Consider the following 20,299-nt stretch of genomic DNA (forward strand, 5'->3'; position numbering starts at 1 on the left):
AACTAAATGGAGGAAAAATGCAAAATAAAGATTATTCACAACTTTTAAAAGATTATAAAGCTAAAATTGACGAATTATCAGTTAATGATTTAAATCAAGATCAAAAAACAATTTGCAAAATGATTTTAGATAATTTGACTGACCAAAGCCAATTACAAAATGTATATCAATTTTTAATGCAAAGAGTAAAAGTTGGTTTTAGATTTGATATCGCTCCTGATATCAACAACAAAATGATTTCAATTCTTAAAATTAATGAAGATAAATCATTTAAACTTAATGATACTCAAAGCACTAATCAAAACTCTTTAATCATAGGTGAAAACTATGATGCTCTAAAAAACTTACTGGTTGTAGAGAGAGAGAGAGAGAGCAAGGGCCTAGATTATAATTACGATGTAATTTATATTGATCCACCTTATAATACTGAATCAGCTAAAAATGATGGTAATAATTCAGCTAATGATAAAGTAAATATATCAGCATCTAAATTTATCTACCGTGATAAATTTAGTCGCAATGGCTGATTAAATATGATGAATGAAAGATTAAATTTAGCTAAGAATTTACTTAAAGAAGATGGCGTGATTTTTGTATCAATAGATGATAACGAACAAGCTTATTTAAAAGTGTTAATGGATGAGATTTTTGGTGAAGAGAATTTTATAGGTATGTTTTCAGTTGAAAATAATCCAAAGGGAAGAAAAAATTCTCGTTTTATATCAAAAACAAATGAATATTGTTTAATTTTTTCTAAAAATATAGATAAATCATATTTTATTGATACGGTACCAAAAAAATCAACAGATATGTCAAAGGATGAAAACGGAATTTATATCCACAACAGTGGGAAAAGAGTTATTGTAGGCGAAAATACATTAAATTCATTGGTTGATATTAAAAAACAAGACAAAAAATGATATTCAGTGTATTATAATAGCGAAAAAAATGACATTAAAATAATTAATTTTGAAAAAATTGACGAAATAAATGAAGATTTAATTAATAAAGGTTATAGAAGATATCATTCATTTAATAAAAATAAAATTGTTCAAAACACTTATACACATGATACTTTTTATGAGTATTTCAAAATTGGCAAATTTGCATTTAAAAACGATAAAATTTACGAAAAACATTTTAATCAAAAAATGAGAATAAAATCTATTTTAACAAATCAAGAATATCAAGCAATAATTGAAAATAATATTGGGCAATTTAAAATAGATTTGAAAACAACAAGTGCACAACAAGAATTAAATACAATATTAGGAAAAGAAAAGTTTATTTTCCCTAAGAATAAAAATTTTATTTTAAATATAATAAATTTAATTCCTAACAAAAACGCCCGTATTTTAGACTTTTTCGCCGGTTCAGGCACAACTGCTCACGCAGTTTTAGAATTAAATAAAGAAGATGGTGGAAATAGAACCTTCACATTAGTTACTAACAATGAAAATAACATCGCACAGGATGTAACTTATGAAAGACTTTATAGAATAAATCATGGTTTAAGCACCAATAACGAAACCTTTGAGTGAAGCAAAAAGAATCAACCTTACAAACAAAATCTCAATGTATTTGAATTAGAGTATAGTCCAATTAATATCGATCAAAATCAAATTAATACTCAATATTTAATTGAATTATTGAAAAATTCTTTACTTAAATTTGGCGTTTCAAATACAAGCGACAAAGACTTAATTAACAATCTAACTAATTTATATTCTCTTGATAAAGAATAAATAGAAAGGAATAAATGCAAAATAAAGACTATTCACAGCTTTTAAAAGATTATAAAGCTAAAATTGACGAATTATCAGTCAATGATTTAAATCAAGACCAAAAAACAATTTGTAAAATGATTTTAGATAATTTAACGGATCAAAGCCAATTACAAAATGTTTATCAATTTTTAATGCAAAGAGTAAAAGTTGGCTTTAGATTTGATATCGCTCCTGATATTAATAATAAAATGATTTCAATTCTTAAATTTAATGAAGATAAATCATTTAATCTTAATGATATTCAAAGCACTAATCAAAACTCTTTAATCATAGGTGAAAACTATGATGCTCTAAAAAACTTACTGGTTGTAGAGAGAGAGAGAGAGCAAGGGCGTAGATTATAATTACGATGTAATTTATATTGACCCACCATATAACACCGAAGCAGCTAAAGACGATGGTAATAATTCCGCTAATGATAAAGAAAATATATCAGCATCTAAATTTATTTATCGCGATAAATTTAGTCGCAATGGTTGATTAAATATGATGAATGAAAGACTAAATTTAGCTAAAAAATTATTGAAAGAAGATGGGGTAATTTTTGTTTCTGTTGATGATAATGAACAAGCGTATTTAAAGGTTTTGATGGATGAGATTTTTGGGGAAGAGAATTTTGTGACAAATATTGTTTGGCACAACAATGTAAAGGGTAGACAATTTGATAAATTTATTAAAAACACATACGAAAATATTGTCATGTATTCAAAAAATATAAATAATTTAAATCTTACCAATGATAAATTAGGACCTAATACAAAATCTATTTTTAAAGATAATATAAGTTTGTATTCAAAAGGTTATCCCCTTCATAATGGGACAGCAGATTTTGACATAAATAATCGACCTAATTTATGTTATTCAATTTATTTTAATCCGCAAACAAAAGAAGCAATTACTCGTGATGAAAAAGAAGTTGAAAACGGTAATTATTTTATAGGTAAATCCCAACGGCAAGATCTTTTAACTAAAGGTTTTTTAAGAATATTGCCAAAAATTAATGAAAAATATGGAAAACAAAGAGTTTGAAGGTGAAGTTCTAATAAATTTTTAAGAGAATACAAAAATGAATTAATTTATGATTCTTCCGATAATTATTTTTATCAAAAGAAAAGATATTCAGATGATGGAACTAGAAAAACAAAATTTAAAAATTACATTAATATTGATGGCGGAAGTGAAAAACCTAAATTATTATCAATTATGAATATATTAATTTTTACCAACCCAAAACCTGTTGAATTAATAAAATGAATAATAAATATTCACCCCAACAAAAACGCTCGCGTTCTAGACTTTTTCGCTGGTTCAGGCACCACCGGTCATGCTGTTTTAGAATTAAATAAAGAAGATGGTGGAAATAGAACCTTCACATTAGTTACTAACAATGAAAATAACATCGCACAAGACGTAACTTATGAAAGACTTTATCGCATAAATCATGGTTTAGGTACTAATAATGAAACCTTCGAATGAAGCAAAAAGAATCAGCCCTACAAACAAAACTTGAATGTATTTGATTTAGAATATAGTCCAATTAATATTGATCAAAACCAAATTAATACTCAATATTTAATTGAATTATTAAAACATTCTTTATTTAAATTTGGCGTTTCAAATACAAGCGACAAAGACTTAATTAACAATCTAACTAATTTATATTCTTTAAATAAAGATTAAATAGAAAGGAATAAATGCAAAATAAAGACTATTCACAACTTTTACAAGATTATAAAACTAAAATCGACGAATTATCAGTCAATGATTTAAATCAAGACCAAAAAACAATTTGTAAAATGATTTTAGATAATTTAACGGATCAAAGCCAATTACAAAATGTTTATCAATTTTTAATGCAAAGAGTAAAAGTTGGCTTTAGATTTGATATCGCACCTGATATCAATAATAAAATGATTTCAATTCTTAAATTTAATGAAGATAAATCATTTAATCTTAATGATACTCAAAGCACTAATCAAAACTCTTTAATCATAGGTGAAAACTATGATGCTTTAAAAAACTTACTGGTTGTAGAGAGAGAGAGAGCAAGGGCGTAGATTATAATTACGATGTAATTTATATCGATCCACCATATAACACCGAATCTGCTAAAAATGATGGTAATAATTCAGCTAATGATAAAGTAAATATCTCAGCATCTAAATTTATTTATCGTGATAAATTTAGCCGCAATGGCTGATTAAACATGATGAATGAAAGATTAAATCTAGCTAAAAAATTATTAAAAGAAGATGGCGTGATTTTTGTGTCCATTGATGATAATGAACAAGCGTATTTAAAAGTGTTAATGGATGAAATTTTTGGAGAAGAGAATTTTGTTACCTCAGCTCCATTTATTTCTAACTTAAAAGGAAGACAAGCAAACACAAATTTTGCTCTAACACACGAATATGTATTAATTTACAAAGGTGATAATTTTACTTTTGAGCATATTCCTAAAAATTTTGCCAATAATATTCTTCCAAATGTTTATAATGAAAGAATAACTGAAGTTGAGCATGATGAATACGGAGAATATGTTGCTCAAAACGAACTAGAAAATTCTAATTCAAAGTTTAACGTAAATACTCGTCCAAAATTATTTTTTACCATTTATATCAATAAAAATAAAAATGGCTACTATGCTTCTTCCAAAAAAACTAACGAAACTATTGATGAAGTTAAACCAAGAATTAATTCTGATGGCGTACAACTTGTATGAAGATGACAAAAAAGCAAAATTGATGAAGAATCACATAATTTAAAAATAGAATTAATAAATGGGAAATGGAAAATTAAAACTAAAAAAAGAAATTTAGGTTTTTTATTTAAATCTTTAATTTTAGGTAAAACATTAAATACAGAAAACGGCAATGATTTACTTTATGGCATTATTGATAAAACAAAAAATGTTTATAAAGAATTTACAACTGCTAAACCAATTCAATTATTAAATCTTTTATTTTTAAGTACAAAGAAAAACGCCAGAGTTTTAGATTTTTTCGCTGGTTCTGGCACCACAGGTCATGCTGTGTTAGAATTAAATAAAGAAGATGGAGGAAATAGGACCTTTACATTAGTAACTAATAATGAAAATAATATTGGCTATGGTGTTACATACGAGCGTTTATATCGTATAAATAACGGTTTAGGCACTAATAATGAAACCTTTGAATGACTAAAAAAGAATCAACCTTACAAACAAAATCTCAATGTATTTGAATTAGAGTATAGTCCAATTAATATCGATCAAAATCAAATTAATACACAATATTTGATTGAATTATTAAAACATTCTTTACTTAAATTTGGTGTTTCAAATACAAGTGAAAAAGATTTAATTAATAATTTAACTAATTTATATTCTCTAGATAAAGAATAAATAGAAAGGCATAAATGCAAAATAAAGACTATTCACAGCTTTTAAAAGATTATAAAGCTAAAATTGACGAATTATCAGTCAATGATTTAAATCAAGACCAAAAAACAATTTGTAAAATGATTTTAGATAATTTAACGGATCAAAGCCAATTACAAAATGTTTATCAATTTTTAATGCAAAGAGTAAAAGTTGGCTTTAGATTTGATATCGCGCCTGATATCAATAATAAAATGATTTCAATTCTTAAATTTAATGAAGATAAATCATTTAATCTTAATGATACTCAAAGCACTAATCAAAACTCTTTAATCATAGGTGAAAACTATGATGCTTTAAAAAACTTACTGGTTGTAGAGAGAGAGAGAGAGAGAGCAAGGGCCTAGATTATAATTACGATGTAATTTATATTGATCCACCATATAATACCGAATCTGCTAAAAATGATGGTAATAATTCAGCTAATGATAAAGTAAATATCTCAGCATCTAAATTTATTTATCGCGATAAATTTAGTCGCAATGGCTGATTAAATATGATGAATGAAAGATTAAATTTAGCTAAAAAATTATTAAAAGAAGATGGGGTAATTTTTGTTTCTGTTGATGATAATGAACAAGCGTATTTAAAAGTGTTGATGGATGAAATTTTTGGTGAAGAGAATTTTGTGGCAAATCTAATCTGGCAAAAGACAACAGCACCTAAAAACAACTCAAAACATTTTAGTATCAATCACGATTATATTTTGGTCTATTCAAAAAATAAAGATAAGTTAAATATTAATTTAGACGAAAGAACAGAAAAACAACTAAAAGAATATAAAAACAATGATAATGATCCAAGAGGTCCTTGAACGAGAATTAAATTACGTTCTCCAAAATATAATAAATCTAATGATTATGAAATTGAATATATGGGAAAAGTTTATAAACAGCCAGAAGGTTTTTCGTGAGTTGTTTCTAAAGAAACTATGGAAAAACTAATCGTTGAAAATAGAGTTTATTCAGAAGGAAATATGTTGAGAAAGAAAGCGTTTTTATGTGAATCAAAAAATGGTGTAACGCCTATCTCGATATTATTAAAAGACAAGGTTGGAATTTCGCAAACTGGAACAGAGTTATTAAGAAAAATTATCGGCAATCTCTTTGATTATCCAAAACCCGTGTCATTAATAAAATACTTGATATCAAAAATTTCTAACAAAAATGCCCGAGTTTTAGATTTTTTTGCTGGTTCAGGCACCACTGCTCACGCAGTTTTAGAATTAAATAAAGAAGATGGCGGAGACAGAACCTTTACACTCGTTACAAACAACGAAAATAACATCGCACAAGATGTAACTTATGAAAGACTTTATCGCATAAATCATGGTTTAGGTACTAATAACGAAACCTTTGAATGAAGCAAAAAGAATCAACCTTACAAACAAAATCTTAATGTATTTGAATTAGAGTACAGCCTAATTAATATTAATCAAAATCAAATTAATACACAATATTTGATTGAATTATTAAAACATTCTTTACTTAAATTTGATGTTTCAAATACAAGTGAAAAAGATTTAATTAATAATTTAACTAATTTATATTCTCTAGATAAAGAATAATAGAAAGGAATAAAGAATGAAATTAACTAATGTACAAGCAGAAAAAGTGAATTTACTTGTTGATAAATTTAATCAAGCCTACACTTTAAATTCACGTGGAACAAATATTATTGAATTTGTTGCACCAACTGGTTCAGGTAAAACTTTTATGATTGCTAATTTTATTGATAAAGCGATTGAAATTAATACACAACGCGAAAATAAACCTATTGTGTTTATTTTAACTACGCTTTCAAGTGCGGAATTACCTAAACAGTTAGAAAATAATTTTAATAAATATAAAACATACTTGCAAAATAATCATAAAATGATTTTTGAGCGCAAAGAATCACCATCTAATGATAAAAAATCTGTTAAAGATGCTGATTATACTTTTAGGGTTGAAACTAATAAAGTTTTTATTCTTGGTGAATCTTCGTTTGGTTCGAAACGAATTTACACCGAACACGGCATTTTAGATAAATTTATTTCTGAAATTTCTAATAATTATTTTGTAGTCTTTATTCGAGATGAAGCTCATATTGGAACTGACGAATCTAAAAAGACAAAGAAAAATGAAATTTTTGAAAGATTTTACGCAAAAATGAAACAAGCTGCTAATTTTCAAATTAATATGTCAGCTACACCTAATGGCGAATTTGAACAAATTAGAATTAGCGAACAAGAATTGTATGATGATAACATTAAATTGTTAAAAAATATGCGCTACATTAATCAATCTTTATCTGAAATAAATACTGATGCCATTGAAGATTTGGATTTATTAGATATCGCGTGTCAAAAATTTAAAGAAATTAAACAAGCCTATATTACTGAAGAAGGTTTAATTGATAATATTAATCCCGCAATGCTAATTCAAGTAAAAGATAAACTAGATAAAGACGCAGATTATGATTTAAAAATCAGTGCGATTATCAAAAAATTAGAGCAATACAATTTAACTTGAGCTAAATATTTTTCTTCAGAAAAAGTAGATTCAAGTTTGCGGGGCAATATTTCATTAAACGATATTTCTAAAAAAAGCTCAGATATAGATGTCATTATATTTAAAGTTGGTCCAGCTACAGGTTGAGATATACCACGAGCATGTATGCTGGTGCAATTGCGTAATGTTTCTTCTCAAAATTTAAATATTCAAACCATTGGGCGTATCAAACGTAATCCTCGACCAGATTTTAATTTTAAACAAGACTCAACTGCATTTAAATACTGAATTTATTCAAATGTTGTAGATATAGATGTCATTGAAGCAAGTAATCGTGCTGTTTATAAACTAAATGAAGATAGTGTTAATAATGAATTTTATGTTGCATTAATTAATGATGAAGTTAATAAAGACATTAATTTAGATTTAAGCGAGCAAATAATAGATTTAATTAAACAAAATCAAACGAGATTTTTAATAAATTATGAACATTATTTAGATGTATATAAACAAAAAGGTTTTTTACCAGATGAGCAAAAAACGATTGTTGATAAACAAAGTAACCAAAGTTTTCAGTACATTGGTTTAAAAATCAATAATATTATTGAATTAAGAAAATTTATTGATAATTTTTATCAAAAAAATTCGCAACTACTTGAACAAAAATATATTGATGCGGTTAACGAATATTTTAATGAACATTTAAGCACTTATAATAATTTAATGTTGTGGTATGCTTTTGCTAAATCGTTATTTAGTGAAGTTAAAAAGACAATTTTAAGTATGCGTCAAGCTGAAATTATTAAAAGAAATTTACGTGAAGTTAAATTAGAATTTTCAAATAAATTACCAAAAGAAATTTTTCTTGATTTAAACGGTATAAATAGTGAAATTAGTTTTAACGAAACACTAATTAAATATGGCTATAAAGCAATAAATAAGGATTTAAAAAAGGGAGAAGATCCAATTCATTATTTTGATTCACAAAATGAAATTATTTTTATCAATAGTATTATTCAACTTTTAAAAAATGAATATGATAAATACCAAGATATTAATGTTTATCGCAACCCTGTAAATACTGGCTTAAACTACCAATATTATGATGAAGATTATAATGTTAAAAATCAATTCCCTGATTTTATTTTAGCTAATAAAAAAGACGAAATATTACACCAATTAAATATAGAAATTAAAGATTTTAATAACGATCCTAGTCCTTTAAAAACACAAAATATTATAAATTCATATCAAATTTGCTACAAAGATCGTAATTTTAGTCAACCTCTAAAATATATAGTTTCTTCGCTTTTGATTAAAGTTGATAAATCTAATTTTTCAGCCAATAAATTTATTATAGCTGGCGGCGGTAGCAGTGATGCTAAAATTAACGAAATTATTAAACAAAATGCCAATAATAATGTTAACCAAACAATTAATTGAATATACGATTTAGCGAAAAATATTGAATAAAAACCTACGAAATTAACATTTATAACGTTAATTTTTATTTTTAATAAAATAATTTTTGTCCAATTTTTAATCATTTTGTCCAACAAATTAAGTATAATTTTTTAAATAAAAGGACAAAAATGAAAAAAGCAAACATATTAAATTTAATTAAATATCATAGTGAAAAAAATGACATTGCATTTCGTTTAGAAGCGATGAAAATTGCTAAATATTTTGATTCTATAGGTGATTATGAATTGTCTGAATATGTAATATCTTTAGTTTCTTCAACCGAACACCTTGCTCCACAAGTGTACGATTCTAAAAATGAATTTATTAAAAAAATAGATTTAAATTTTAATCAAGAGTTAAATTTACCTGCCCCAATAATTAAAGAAATAAATGGCGTAATTAATTCAATTTCTTACAATATTGGCATGAATAAATTTTTGTTTGAAGGACCTCCAGGTAGCGGTAAAACTGAATCAGCCAAACAAATTGCTCGTATTTTAAATAAAGACTTATATTATGTTGATTTTAACTCTTTAATTGATTCTAAATTAGGTTCAACTAACAAAAACATTGAAAAATTATTTAACGAAATTGAACAAGCAAATTTAGACAATAATAAAATTATTCTATTTGATGAAATAGATTCAATAGCTTTAGACCGAATAAATGCTAACGACGTGAGAGAAATGGGACGAGCAACTTCGTCGCTTTTAAAAGAATTTGATAATTTAATTAACAAAAACTCACAAACTTTAATTATTGCTACAACTAATTTATTTAAAAATTTAGATAAAGCTTTAGCAAGAAGATTTGATGCTGTTATAAATTTTAATAGATACACTAAAAATGATTTAATTCGAATTGGTTTGCGTTTTTTTAGTGATTTTGCTAAAAAAATTAAATTAAACAATAAAGATAGTGTTTTTTTAACTAAAGTTTTTGAAACTTGTCCCACATTACCTTTTCCTGCTGAATTAAAAAATATTATAAAAACCTCATTAGCTTTTTCAAATAATGATGAGGAATATGATTATATAAAAAACATTTATACAAGATTAAATGGTGATTTAATTGACAAATCAATTGCTCAATTAGATAGAGAAGGATTTACCGTTAGACAAATTGGAGCATTAAAAGATATACCAAAAAGCACTGTGGCTTTTAAGTTAAAAAATGGTGAAGATAATGAGAAATAAAATTTTAGAATTACGTGGTAAAGCTTTTGAACAGCAAAATAAAACTAATAGTGGGTTTGCACTAGCCACAATGAAACCAAGATCAACATTAACCACGCAATTTTTCAATGAAATTATTGATAAATTATCTAAAATACTTGATTTTTGACAAAGTGAAACAAGACCATTTAAAAATATTTTGATAAATGTTTTTTACAATAAAATTGTGGCTAAATCTAACAGAATTTCAACACTTTTAACAGGTGTAAATTCTAGTTCATCTATAGTTGGTGCTAAATTTAATGATTCAAAGACAAAACATATTATTACTTATTGTATATCTATTGAAAAATTAGTTCAAAATCTTGAAGATATTAAAAACGTGGTTTTAATTTTGACTAAAGAATTTAATAATGTTATAAATGAAGCAATATTTAAAGACAATACTTATATTGAAAAAATTAATTTTGAGCAATACTCAATTTCAAAATCCAAATTCAAAGGTATAGTAGCTGATTTATCATATATTGATGATTTTGATATACCTTCTTCAAAAATAAATATTCAAAGTAGTGTTGTTTCTTTATATAAAACTGATGTAGATGCTAAAATAATTTTAAAAGAATTGGGCATTAATTTAATAAGTTCTAAATTTCTTGATGAAAATACGGTTTATTTAACAAATGAAGAAATGAATATATTATTTGATAAGGCACCTTATTTAATCTTAATGAGTGTAAAAGATCAATTAAAACTACCAATTATTGAAGTGAATAAGCAAAAAAATACTGATGATTCAGTACAAACATTCAGGATAAAAGACCCGGAAAATGAACCTGTGATTGGAGTAATTGATACTTTATTTGACAAAAATGTGTATTTTAGCAAGTGAGTTGAATATATTGAAATGATTGATGATAATATACCTAAATCTCCTCAAGATTATGTACATGGTACTTTAGTTTCTTCAATAATAGTTGATGGCTGCACATTTAATCCAAAACTAGATGACGGGTGTGGAAATTTTAGGGTTAAACATTTTGGTGTGGCATTAAGCAGAGGTTTTTCATCATTTTCGCTGATAAAAAAAATTAAAACTATTGTTGCTCAAAATTTAGAAATTAAAGTATGAAATCTTTGTTTAGGCAGTTCCGAAGAAATAAATCAAAATTTTATTTCTGTAGTCGGTGCTACACTAGATGAAATTCAATATGAGTATGATGTAATTTTTATTATTGCTGGAACTAATAAAACAACAAATTCTAATTCTGAAAGAATCGGATCACCTGCAGATTCAATTAATTCCATAGTGGTAAATTCGGTTGATATGAACCGTGTAAGCGCTGATTACACAAGAAAAGGTTTAGCATTATCTTTTTTTTCTAAACCAGATGTTAGTTATTACGGTGGAACAAACGAAGAACCAATTCGCACTTGTGGCCCATTAGGTGAGTATTTAAAATGTGGAACATCATTTGCCGCTCCTTGAATAAGCAGAAAAGTGGCCTATTTAATTCATATTTTAGGTTTAAGTAAAGAATTAGCAAAAGCGTTAATAATAGATTCGGCTAGAGAGTGAAATAGTGATATTTCGCCTGAACAAATTGCTTTGACTGGTCATGGAGTTGTTCCTCTTAAAATAAGCGATATTATTAAAACAAAACAAGATGAAATTAAATTCTTTGTGCAAGATGTGAGTGAAAAATGAAATACTTATAACTATTTTTTTCCCATTCCTTTAAATAGCAAAAATAATTATCCATTTTTTGTTAGATTAACTATGTGTTATTTTCCTAAATGTTCAAGATTACAGGGAGTAGATTACACTAATACTGAATTGAATGTTCATTTTGGGCGAATTAGCGATAAAAATAAAATTATAGACATTAAAAATGACAAACAAAATCAAGATGAAGAATTTCTGGATAGTGATGTAAGATTATTGGAAGGTACAGCTCGCGAACATTTTAGAAAATGAGATAATGTTAAATATATTGTTGAAAAGATAAGTAACAGAAAAAAAGCAAAAATTTCATTTTCCAATAAAAATTGAGGGATGGAAATAAAAACAAACAACCGACTTCACTATGAAGATGGAGTAGGGTTAAAATTTGGAGTAATTGTTACTTTAAAAGAAATTAATGGTAAAAACAGAATAGACGAATTTATAAGAAATTGTCAACTTAATGGATGAATAGTAAACAAAATAGATGTTGAACAAAAAATTAAAATTAATCAAAAAATGGAACAAGAAATAGAATTAATTTAATTTTATTTTAAAAGCACAATGTAGTTAAATTTGCGTTTTATTTATAGATTAAAACACACTTGTTTAAAGTTATAAATATTTTTAATTATTAAAAATTAAAAGTAGATAAACTTATTTATGGCAATTGTTACATTATTCAATAAAAACTATGAAGCCCAAAATGAAGCCCAAAACCTAACTCTTGTTATTCAAAAAAGAAGAGAAAGAATTTTAGAATTGATTGAAGAAAATAAATATATTACAAGTGGTAATCTCGAAGATATTTTAGGAGTTTCAAAATCAACAATGAAAGAGATATCTTAAAATTAAGAGAACAAAATAAACTAGAATATATTGGAAGTTCAAAGAATGGATATTGAAAAGTAAAAAAATAATATACAACTTAAATAATAATTTAAAACAGAAAATAAGGACTAAAATGAATGAATTTACAATCAAATCATCAATAGATAATACATTATTAGTATGTTATGATTTTGCTCCCCATACTACTCAACCTCAAATTATTGTTCAGTTATGTCACGGCATGATGGAGCATATATTGCGTTATAAAGAGTTTGCTCAATTTTTAAGCGATGAAAAAATCAAGGTTGTAGGAATGGATAATCGAGGTCATGGTAAAACAGGTCTTAAATCTAAAACACTAGGCCACATTGACAATAAAGACGGTGCTCGCAAATTAATAAACGATATGCATGATTTATATTTGTATTGACATCGTAAATTTCCCAAAGCTAAATATGTAATTTTTGGTCATAGCATGGGTTCGTTAATTTTGCGAAACTATTTAATTTTGTACTCAAAAAATTTAACCGCTGCAATTATATGTGGCACTACTAGTTTAGCTGGTATAAAAGAAAAATTAGGTTTATATATAGTTCAAAAATTAGTTAATACCGAAGGAGCAAATGAATACAATAAATTTATTAATAATTTAGCTTTTAAAAAAGTCAATAAAAAAATTAAAAACCCTAAAACCAATTTTGATTGATTAAGTAGTGATTTAAACCAAGTTAATCAATTTATTGAAGACAAATTGTGTGGATTTTTATGTTCTAATAGTTTTTATTTAGATTTAATTCGTTTAGTAATCAATATGAGTAATCATAAATATAAAAAAGTACTAAATACTGATTTAAAAATGTTTTTTGTCGCTGGAAAATTAGATCCAATAGGCAATTATGCTAAAGGTGTAATTAAAAGTGCAAAATATTACCAAAGCGCCAATATTAAAGATGTCAAAATTAAAATTTATGATCAAATGCGCCATGAAATACTGAACGAAAAAGATAAAAATATAGTTTTTGCTGATATTAAAAATTACTTATTAAACCTTATAAATTAAATATAAAAATTAAAAATTAACTAATTTTGGGAATTTTTTATTTTTAATACTTTTTTTATTTAGATAACATAAAATATATACTATGAATAATCTTGCAAACCAATTAAGACCACAAAATTTAGATGATATTATCGGACAAAAAAATAATATCAAATTACTTAAGCAAATAGTTGCTAACAATTTACACACTAGTTTTATATTTTATGGTGAAGCAGGAACGGGTAAAACATCATGTGCGCTGGCTTTAGCAAATGAGTTAGGACTTAAACATGCAGTATTTAACGCTAGTATTCATACTAAAACTGAATTAATTGAATGTCTAAAAAATAATAATATCGTTATTATTGATGAAATTCATCGTCTAAATAAAAATTTACAAGATATTCTTTTATCATATTTAGAATTTGACAAAATTATTATTTATGCCACAACTACTGAAAACCCGTATTTTAGAATTAATCCCGCTGTTCGTAGTAGAATGCAAATTTTACAATTTCGCAAACTTGATGAAGATGAAATTTTGTTTGGGATTAAAAATGTAGTTAATAAAAATTATCCTAATTTAAAAATATGTGAGCAAAATTTAAAGCTTTTAGTCAAATATTCTTCTGGCGATTATCGATTTTGTTTAAATAACTTACAAATGCTAGCGATTCTTAATAACAATGAAGAAATAGACGAGCAAGCAATTAAAACTTTAATTCCTAATGTTAATTTTTATTCAGATATGAACGCCGACGCACATTACAATAATTTGTCAGCTTTTCATAAATCAATGCGTGGTTCTGATGTTGATGCATCTTTATATTATGCGGCTTTAATCTTAAAAAGTGGCGATTATCAAGGTTTATTTAGACGAATAACCGCCATTGCGTATGAAGATATTGGTTTAGCTGATCCTAATATTTCTTTGCGTGTTGAAGCTGCGTTAAATGCGGTTGAAAGATTAGGTTTTCCCGAAGCTAATTTAGCAATTTATTATTTAGTTATTTATATTGCGCTTTCACCCAAAAGTTCATCGACATATCAGGCAATGAATAAAGTTCAAAATTTTATTGAACAAGGAAACATTTATGATGTTCCTAGTATTTTACGTGAACGTGCTTATGCTTCAGCTGCTAAATTAGGTCATGGTGTTGGTTATAAATATCCACATAATTATCCTAATTCGTGAGTAAAACAAACATATTTACCTAAAAAAATTGCAAATGTTAAATTTTTTGCTCCAACAAAAAATGACGCAAAAAAAATTATTGAATATCACGAAATAATTCAAAAATGAAAGGAACAAAAATAATGAAAATTAACTTTGAACAAATAAATTCATACGAAGAATTAAAAATTGCCCGGAGCAAAATTTATTCAAAAGATGGTGAAATTTTTAAATTACAAGCACAATTAAAATCTGCTCCAGTGGAGCAAAAAAAAATAATTGGTCAACAAATTAACGAATTAAAAACTTATTATGAGAATGAGTTTAAATTAGTTGAAAAACGCCTTGAAGAATTAAAGATTCAAAATTTAGTAAATTCCTCATATATTGATGTTAGCGAACCTTTATTTTGAAGTGCAACATTACACCCAATTACAATTGTAGAAAATAGATTGCGTGATTGATTTATTCAAAATGGTTATTTTGAATCTAGTGCTGGTGAAATTGTTTCAGATTACTATAATTTTGAAAAACTTAATATTCCTAAAGATCACCCGGCCCGAGCAATGCAAGATTCATTATATTTAAATCCTACGACTCTGTTGAGAACTCATAATACCGGCATAAGTGCGTTAGAATTAGAAAAAAATGCTAACCAAACAATGAATAATTTTGCGATTGGTAAAGTTTATCGTAATGACGAAGATGATGCAACGCATTCACATCAATTTACACAATTAGACTTTGTAAGTGTAGGTAATGTTAGTTTTGCTAATTTAATTTGAACTTTAAAATCTTTACTTTCTTATGTTTTTGAACAGCAAGTAGAATTGAGATTGCGTCCAAGTTTTTTTCCTTTCACTGAACCAAGTGTTGAAGTAGATATTTTTTATAAGGGTCGCTGAATTGAAGTTTTAGGAGCTGGAATGCTACATCCAAATGTAATGAGTTTAGCCGGTTATGACACAAAAAAATTCAACGCTTTTGCTGCAGGTATTGGAATTGAAAGATTGGCTATGATTAAATACGAAATTAAAGATATTCGTGAATTCTATAACAATGATTTAAGAACTCTTAAACAATTTAATGGCCAATAAATTTTTAACTTTTTTGCAAAACGAAAAACAAAAAAATTATTTTATAGAATTAGAGCAAAAACTTAAAAACGAACAACAATTTTACTCAATTTACCCCAATGATACACTGCGTTATAGAGCTTTAGAATTTTTTGAACCTGAAGAGACTAAATTAATAATTTTAGGTCAAGATCCTTATTATTTAGCCAATCAAGCTGATGGTTTAGCTTTTAGCACTCAACTTAATAAATGTCCACGCAGTTTAGCAAATATGATTAAAGAATTGTTAAAAGATTACCCACAAAGTGTCGTTGAAACTTATAGTTTAAATTCGTGAGCCAAACAAGGAGTGCTATTATTGAATACAGTTTTAAGCGTGCGTGAAAAACAACCTAATTCGCACCAAAATTTAGGTTGGTCGCAATTTATTTTAAATTTAATTAAATTTGTTTATTTAAATAATCAAAACACTTTGATTGCTTTATGAGGTAATCAAGCACTTAAATTCATTCAACCTTTAATTGAGCAACAAATAATTAAACCACAAAATATGATTGTTTGTTCACACCCTTCACCACTTTCATATGCTCGTGGTAAAGTAAGTTTTAAAGACTTTAATTTTTATAAAAAAGTTAATCAACGATTGACAATACCAATTGATTTTAGTTTAAGAAAGGACGATAATGATTATTACATTAAAAGAATTAAATAAATTTTTGCCAAATATTAATTTAGATTTAAGTGTTGAAAAAGCTATCAATAATTTAGGCTATGAAGTAGAAACAATAACTCCATTTAGTAAAGTTAAGGGAGTTAAATTTGCTAAAGTTATCAATGTTTATGCTAATCAAAACTCGCAAAATTTAACTGTTGTTGAATTAGAATTAGATAAAGGTCAAAAAATTACCATACAAACTACAGCTAAAAACGCAAAAATAGGTGCTTATACCACGGCATTTGTTGAAGGTTCAACTAATGGAGAAATTGTGTATGGTGTTAAAAAAATGGCAGGTATTGAATCACAAGGAATGTTGGCTAGTTTTGCAGAATTAGGTTTTGATGTAACTAAATTGCCTTTTAACGAACAAGATTTAATAATGCTAGATCATTTACCTTTAGATGTTGACCCCGTGCAATATTTTAATTTAGATGATTATATTATTGATATTAGTACACCGGCTAATCGTTCTGATGCCAATTCCTATTTTGTTTTAGCTAGAGAATTAGCTGCTTACTATAATACTGAATTTAAATGGTTTGATTGAGATAATAAAAAAATTAAGCAAAAATTTAAAGCCCGTATTAGTTCGAAAAAAAACGAGCAAAAAGCTTTAGCTCTTATGGAGTTACAACATAAAAATAGTAAAACCTCACTTTTAGATATGCTGTTTTTAGCTAAACATGGCGTTGATGCTAAAGGTATATGAGCAATAGATGTTAGCAATTTAACATTGTTATATACAGGCGCTCCTACTCACGCATATGATCGCAATAAAATTTCTTCACGTCTATGTGCACAAATTTATTCAGGTGAAGTTGAAATATTAGGTAATAAAAAAATGCAAGTTAAAAATGTTTTAAGCATCCAAGATGGCAAAAATGTTATTTCTTTAGCTGCTCTAATGGGTGCTCAAAATTCTGCTGTTAGTGAGAACACTAACTTAATTGCCTTTGAAATTGGTGCTTTTGATCATAAATTAATTCGCCACGGCGCTAAAGAAATCAAAATGGAAACGAGTTCAAGTATTCAAGCGGGACGTATAATTAATACACAAATGGTGCGCTTTGGAATGAAATATTTACAATATAAAGCATTCATTGATAAAAATCAATTTAGTAATATTGTTGGCTTGCCGGCCGTTAAAAAAGGTGTTTCAGTTTTGCAAAATCGCAAAAAATTAGCAATTTATGCTAATTGTGAGATTGGTGAGCTTAAAAAATTTAACCATGTTGAAAACCAATTATTAGCAATCGGTTTTAAAATTGATAAAAATCGTATCATAGCCCCAAATTATCGTCACGATATTGAACATTATGAAGATATTATTGAAGAATATTTTAGATTTTATGGATATGATAATTTTAAAGCAATAGCTCCTAATTTAAGCCAATTTAAAGTTACTAAACGTGATATATCAAAATCTTTATTAGTGGCAACGGGTTATAGTGAAGTGCGCACTTTTACTCTTGAAAATGAGCAAAACAACTGATTGAATCCTTTTAATTTTCAATCAACAATTAGTTTAGAAACTTTTGTATCTAAAGAACGCGAACAAATAAGAAATTCAATTATAACTTCAATGTTACAAGTGGTAGAATTTAATTTTAAACGCAAAATTGAAAATATAAATATTTTTGAAAAAGGAATGATTAATTACAATCAATATTCACTTGGTTTAATTTCAAATACTAAAACATTTAACCAAATTAAACAAGACATAATAAATTATTTAAAAATAAATTCTTTAACATTTGTTCCTTTTGATGATAATGAATATATTAATCCCAATCTTTCGGCAAAAATTATGTTTAATGAACAAATGATAGGCTGAATTGGCAAAATCCATCCTCGTTATTCAAATTTAGATGTGTGAGTAGCAGAATTTAAAGAAATAACTAATGAAGATAAAATTGTATTTCAACCCTACAACCCCAATCCACTTAAAACACTAGATATTACATTTGAATTGAATAAAAATGTATCAATAAATCAAAATATTTTAGATATCAAAAATAATTTTGCCATTTTTGAAATTCAAAAAATAGATGAATATCATACGCAAACCAGCAAAAAAATTACTTTAAGAATTACAGCGGATAGCGAAACTATTGATTTAATCAACCAAAAATATAATTAGAGGTAAAAATGTATAAATTTATTGAATTAAATGATAAAGAAATTGAAAAAGCCATTAATAATGAAGTCAAAAGACAAAACGAACATATTGAATTAATAGCATCGGAAAATTATGTTTCTGAAGATGTTTTAAAAGCAACTGGGAGTGTATTAACAAACAAATATGGTGAAGGTTATCCCTCTAAACGCTACTATGGTGGTTGTGAAAATGTAGATATTATTGAACAATTAGCAATAGATAGATTGAAAAAATTGTTTGGAGTCAAATACGCTAATGTTCAACCTTACTCGGGTTCTGTAGCTAATGCAGCTGCACTTGCTTCACTAGCTAAACCCGGTGATAAAATTATGGGACTTTCGCTTAATTCCGGTGGTCATTTAACGCATGGCTATAAAATTAGTTTTAGTGGCATTTTTTATGAATCTATTTCTTACGAAGTGGGCGAAGATGGCGTTTTAGATTATGAAACAATTAAAAATTTAGCAATTAAAGAAAAACCAGCTGTAATAATTTGTGGTTATTCGGCTTATTCAAGAATTGTAGATTTTAAAAAATTTCGCGAAATCGCTGATGCTGCTGGTGCTAAACTACTTGCTGATATTGCTCACATTTCCGGATTAATTATTGCCGGCGTTCATCCTTCGCCAGTTCCTTATGCTGATATTATAACTTCAACCACGCATAAAACCTTGCGTGGTGCCCGGGGAGCTATTATAATGACAAATGATGAACAAATTGCTAAAAAAATAGATCGTTGAGTATTTCCTGGTTATCAAGGCGGCCCACTATTTCATGCAATTGCGGGCAAAGCTGTCGCTTTTGGTGAAGCCTTAAAACCACAATTTCAAATTTATGGACAAAATATAGTAAAAAATGCTCGTATATTTAGTGAATGATTTAGCTCGCGCGGAATTAAAATAGTTTCAGGTAAAACTGAAAACCATTTATTTACAATTAATGTTCATCAAAGTTATGGCTTAACTGGAAAAGAGGCTGAAAAATTATTAGGTTTATTTAATATTACCGTTAATAAAAACACAATACCTAATGATACATTAAGCCCTATGGTTTCATCAGGAATTAGAATTGGTGTGGCTGCGATGACCTCGCGTAATTTTACTAAATGAGAAGAATTAGCTTCAATTATAGATTTTATTTTGAAAAATCATACAACTATAACACAAAATGAAGAAATGTTTAATCTTTATAAAAATAAAATATTAAATTTAACAAAACAATTTCCTATTATTACTAAATACTAG

General features: G+C 26.7%; 17 protein-coding genes. All 17 read left to right on the forward strand.

Features of this window, described 5'->3' with window-relative positions; all coding sequences use genetic code 4:
- Positions 1–17: 17 nt before the first annotated feature.
- A complete protein-coding gene (locus tag EG856_RS01635; RefSeq protein ID WP_232954239.1) occupies positions 18–1,745 on the forward strand; it encodes a site-specific DNA-methyltransferase in 1,728 nt (575 codons plus the stop codon).
- Positions 1,746–1,759: 14 nt separating this feature from the next.
- A complete protein-coding gene (locus EG856_RS03670) occupies positions 1,760–2,131 on the forward strand; it encodes a type III restriction endonuclease subunit M (RefSeq protein WP_130429399.1) in 372 nt (123 codons plus the stop codon).
- A gap of 16 nt (positions 2,132–2,147) precedes the next feature.
- Entirely contained in the window at positions 2,148–3,467 is a 1,320-nt protein-coding gene (locus EG856_RS01645) for a site-specific DNA-methyltransferase (protein WP_318025465.1), read from the forward strand.
- 14 nt (positions 3,468–3,481) lie between these two features.
- Positions 3,482–3,844 carry a type III restriction endonuclease subunit M gene (locus EG856_RS03650; RefSeq protein WP_232954242.1) on the forward strand — a complete coding sequence of 121 codons (363 nt, stop codon included), beginning with the start codon at positions 3,482–3,484 and terminating at the stop codon, positions 3,842–3,844.
- A gap of 23 nt (positions 3,845–3,867) precedes the next feature.
- Positions 3,868–5,169 carry a site-specific DNA-methyltransferase gene (locus EG856_RS01650; protein WP_232954250.1) on the forward strand — a complete coding sequence of 434 codons (1,302 nt, stop codon included), beginning with the start codon at positions 3,868–3,870 and terminating at the stop codon, positions 5,167–5,169.
- Positions 5,170–5,183: 14 nt separating this feature from the next.
- The gene (locus tag EG856_RS01655) at positions 5,184–5,552 is read left to right on the forward strand and encodes a type III restriction endonuclease subunit M (RefSeq protein ID WP_130429401.1); all 369 of its coding nucleotides are present in this window, start codon (positions 5,184–5,186) and stop codon (positions 5,550–5,552) included.
- Between the two features lie 23 nt (positions 5,553–5,575).
- Entirely contained in the window at positions 5,576–6,772 is a 1,197-nt protein-coding gene (locus EG856_RS01660) for a site-specific DNA-methyltransferase (protein WP_232954252.1), read from the forward strand.
- A gap of 16 nt (positions 6,773–6,788) precedes the next feature.
- A complete protein-coding gene (locus EG856_RS01665; RefSeq protein WP_130429402.1) occupies positions 6,789–9,170 on the forward strand; it encodes a DEAD/DEAH box helicase family protein in 2,382 nt (793 codons plus the stop codon).
- A gap of 119 nt (positions 9,171–9,289) precedes the next feature.
- Positions 9,290–10,357, forward strand: a complete 1,068-nt coding sequence (locus EG856_RS01670; protein ID WP_130429403.1) for an ATP-binding protein — start codon at positions 9,290–9,292, stop codon at positions 10,355–10,357.
- Positions 10,347–12,605: a S8 family peptidase gene (locus EG856_RS01675; RefSeq protein WP_130429404.1), complete on the forward strand. Its 2,259-nt coding sequence runs from the start codon at positions 10,347–10,349 to the stop codon at positions 12,603–12,605. Before EG856_RS01670 ends, EG856_RS01675 begins: the two co-directional genes overlap by 11 nt.
- Positions 12,606–12,722: 117 nt before the next feature.
- Positions 12,723–12,908, forward strand: a complete 186-nt coding sequence (locus tag EG856_RS01680; protein ID WP_130429405.1) for a hypothetical protein — start codon at positions 12,723–12,725, stop codon at positions 12,906–12,908.
- A gap of 115 nt (positions 12,909–13,023) precedes the next feature.
- Positions 13,024–13,950: an alpha/beta fold hydrolase gene (locus EG856_RS01685; RefSeq protein WP_130429406.1), complete on the forward strand. Its 927-nt coding sequence runs from the start codon at positions 13,024–13,026 to the stop codon at positions 13,948–13,950.
- A gap of 82 nt (positions 13,951–14,032) precedes the next feature.
- Positions 14,033–15,247, forward strand: a complete 1,215-nt coding sequence (locus EG856_RS01690) for a replication-associated recombination protein A (RefSeq protein ID WP_130429407.1) — start codon at positions 14,033–14,035, stop codon at positions 15,245–15,247.
- Positions 15,229–16,200: a phenylalanine--tRNA ligase subunit alpha gene (locus EG856_RS01695; RefSeq protein ID WP_232954244.1), complete on the forward strand. Its 972-nt coding sequence runs from the start codon at positions 15,229–15,231 to the stop codon at positions 16,198–16,200. The genes EG856_RS01690 and EG856_RS01695 overlap by 19 nt, the downstream gene beginning before the upstream one ends.
- Positions 16,190–16,891, forward strand: a complete 702-nt coding sequence (locus EG856_RS01700; protein WP_130429408.1) for a uracil-DNA glycosylase — start codon at positions 16,190–16,192, stop codon at positions 16,889–16,891. Before EG856_RS01695 ends, EG856_RS01700 begins: the two co-directional genes overlap by 11 nt.
- A complete protein-coding gene (locus EG856_RS01705; protein WP_130429409.1) occupies positions 16,863–19,037 on the forward strand; it encodes a phenylalanine--tRNA ligase subunit beta in 2,175 nt (724 codons plus the stop codon). The genes EG856_RS01700 and EG856_RS01705 overlap by 29 nt, the downstream gene beginning before the upstream one ends.
- Before the next feature lie 8 nt (positions 19,038–19,045).
- Positions 19,046–20,299 (forward strand): serine hydroxymethyltransferase, encoded by a 1,254-nt coding sequence (glyA, locus tag EG856_RS01710; RefSeq protein WP_130429410.1) that lies wholly within the window; start codon positions 19,046–19,048, stop codon positions 20,297–20,299.

Source organism: Mycoplasmopsis phocirhinis (assembly GCF_004216495.1).
GTDB lineage: Bacteria > Bacillota_I > Bacilli_A > Mycoplasmatales > Metamycoplasmataceae > Mycoplasmopsis > Mycoplasmopsis phocirhinis.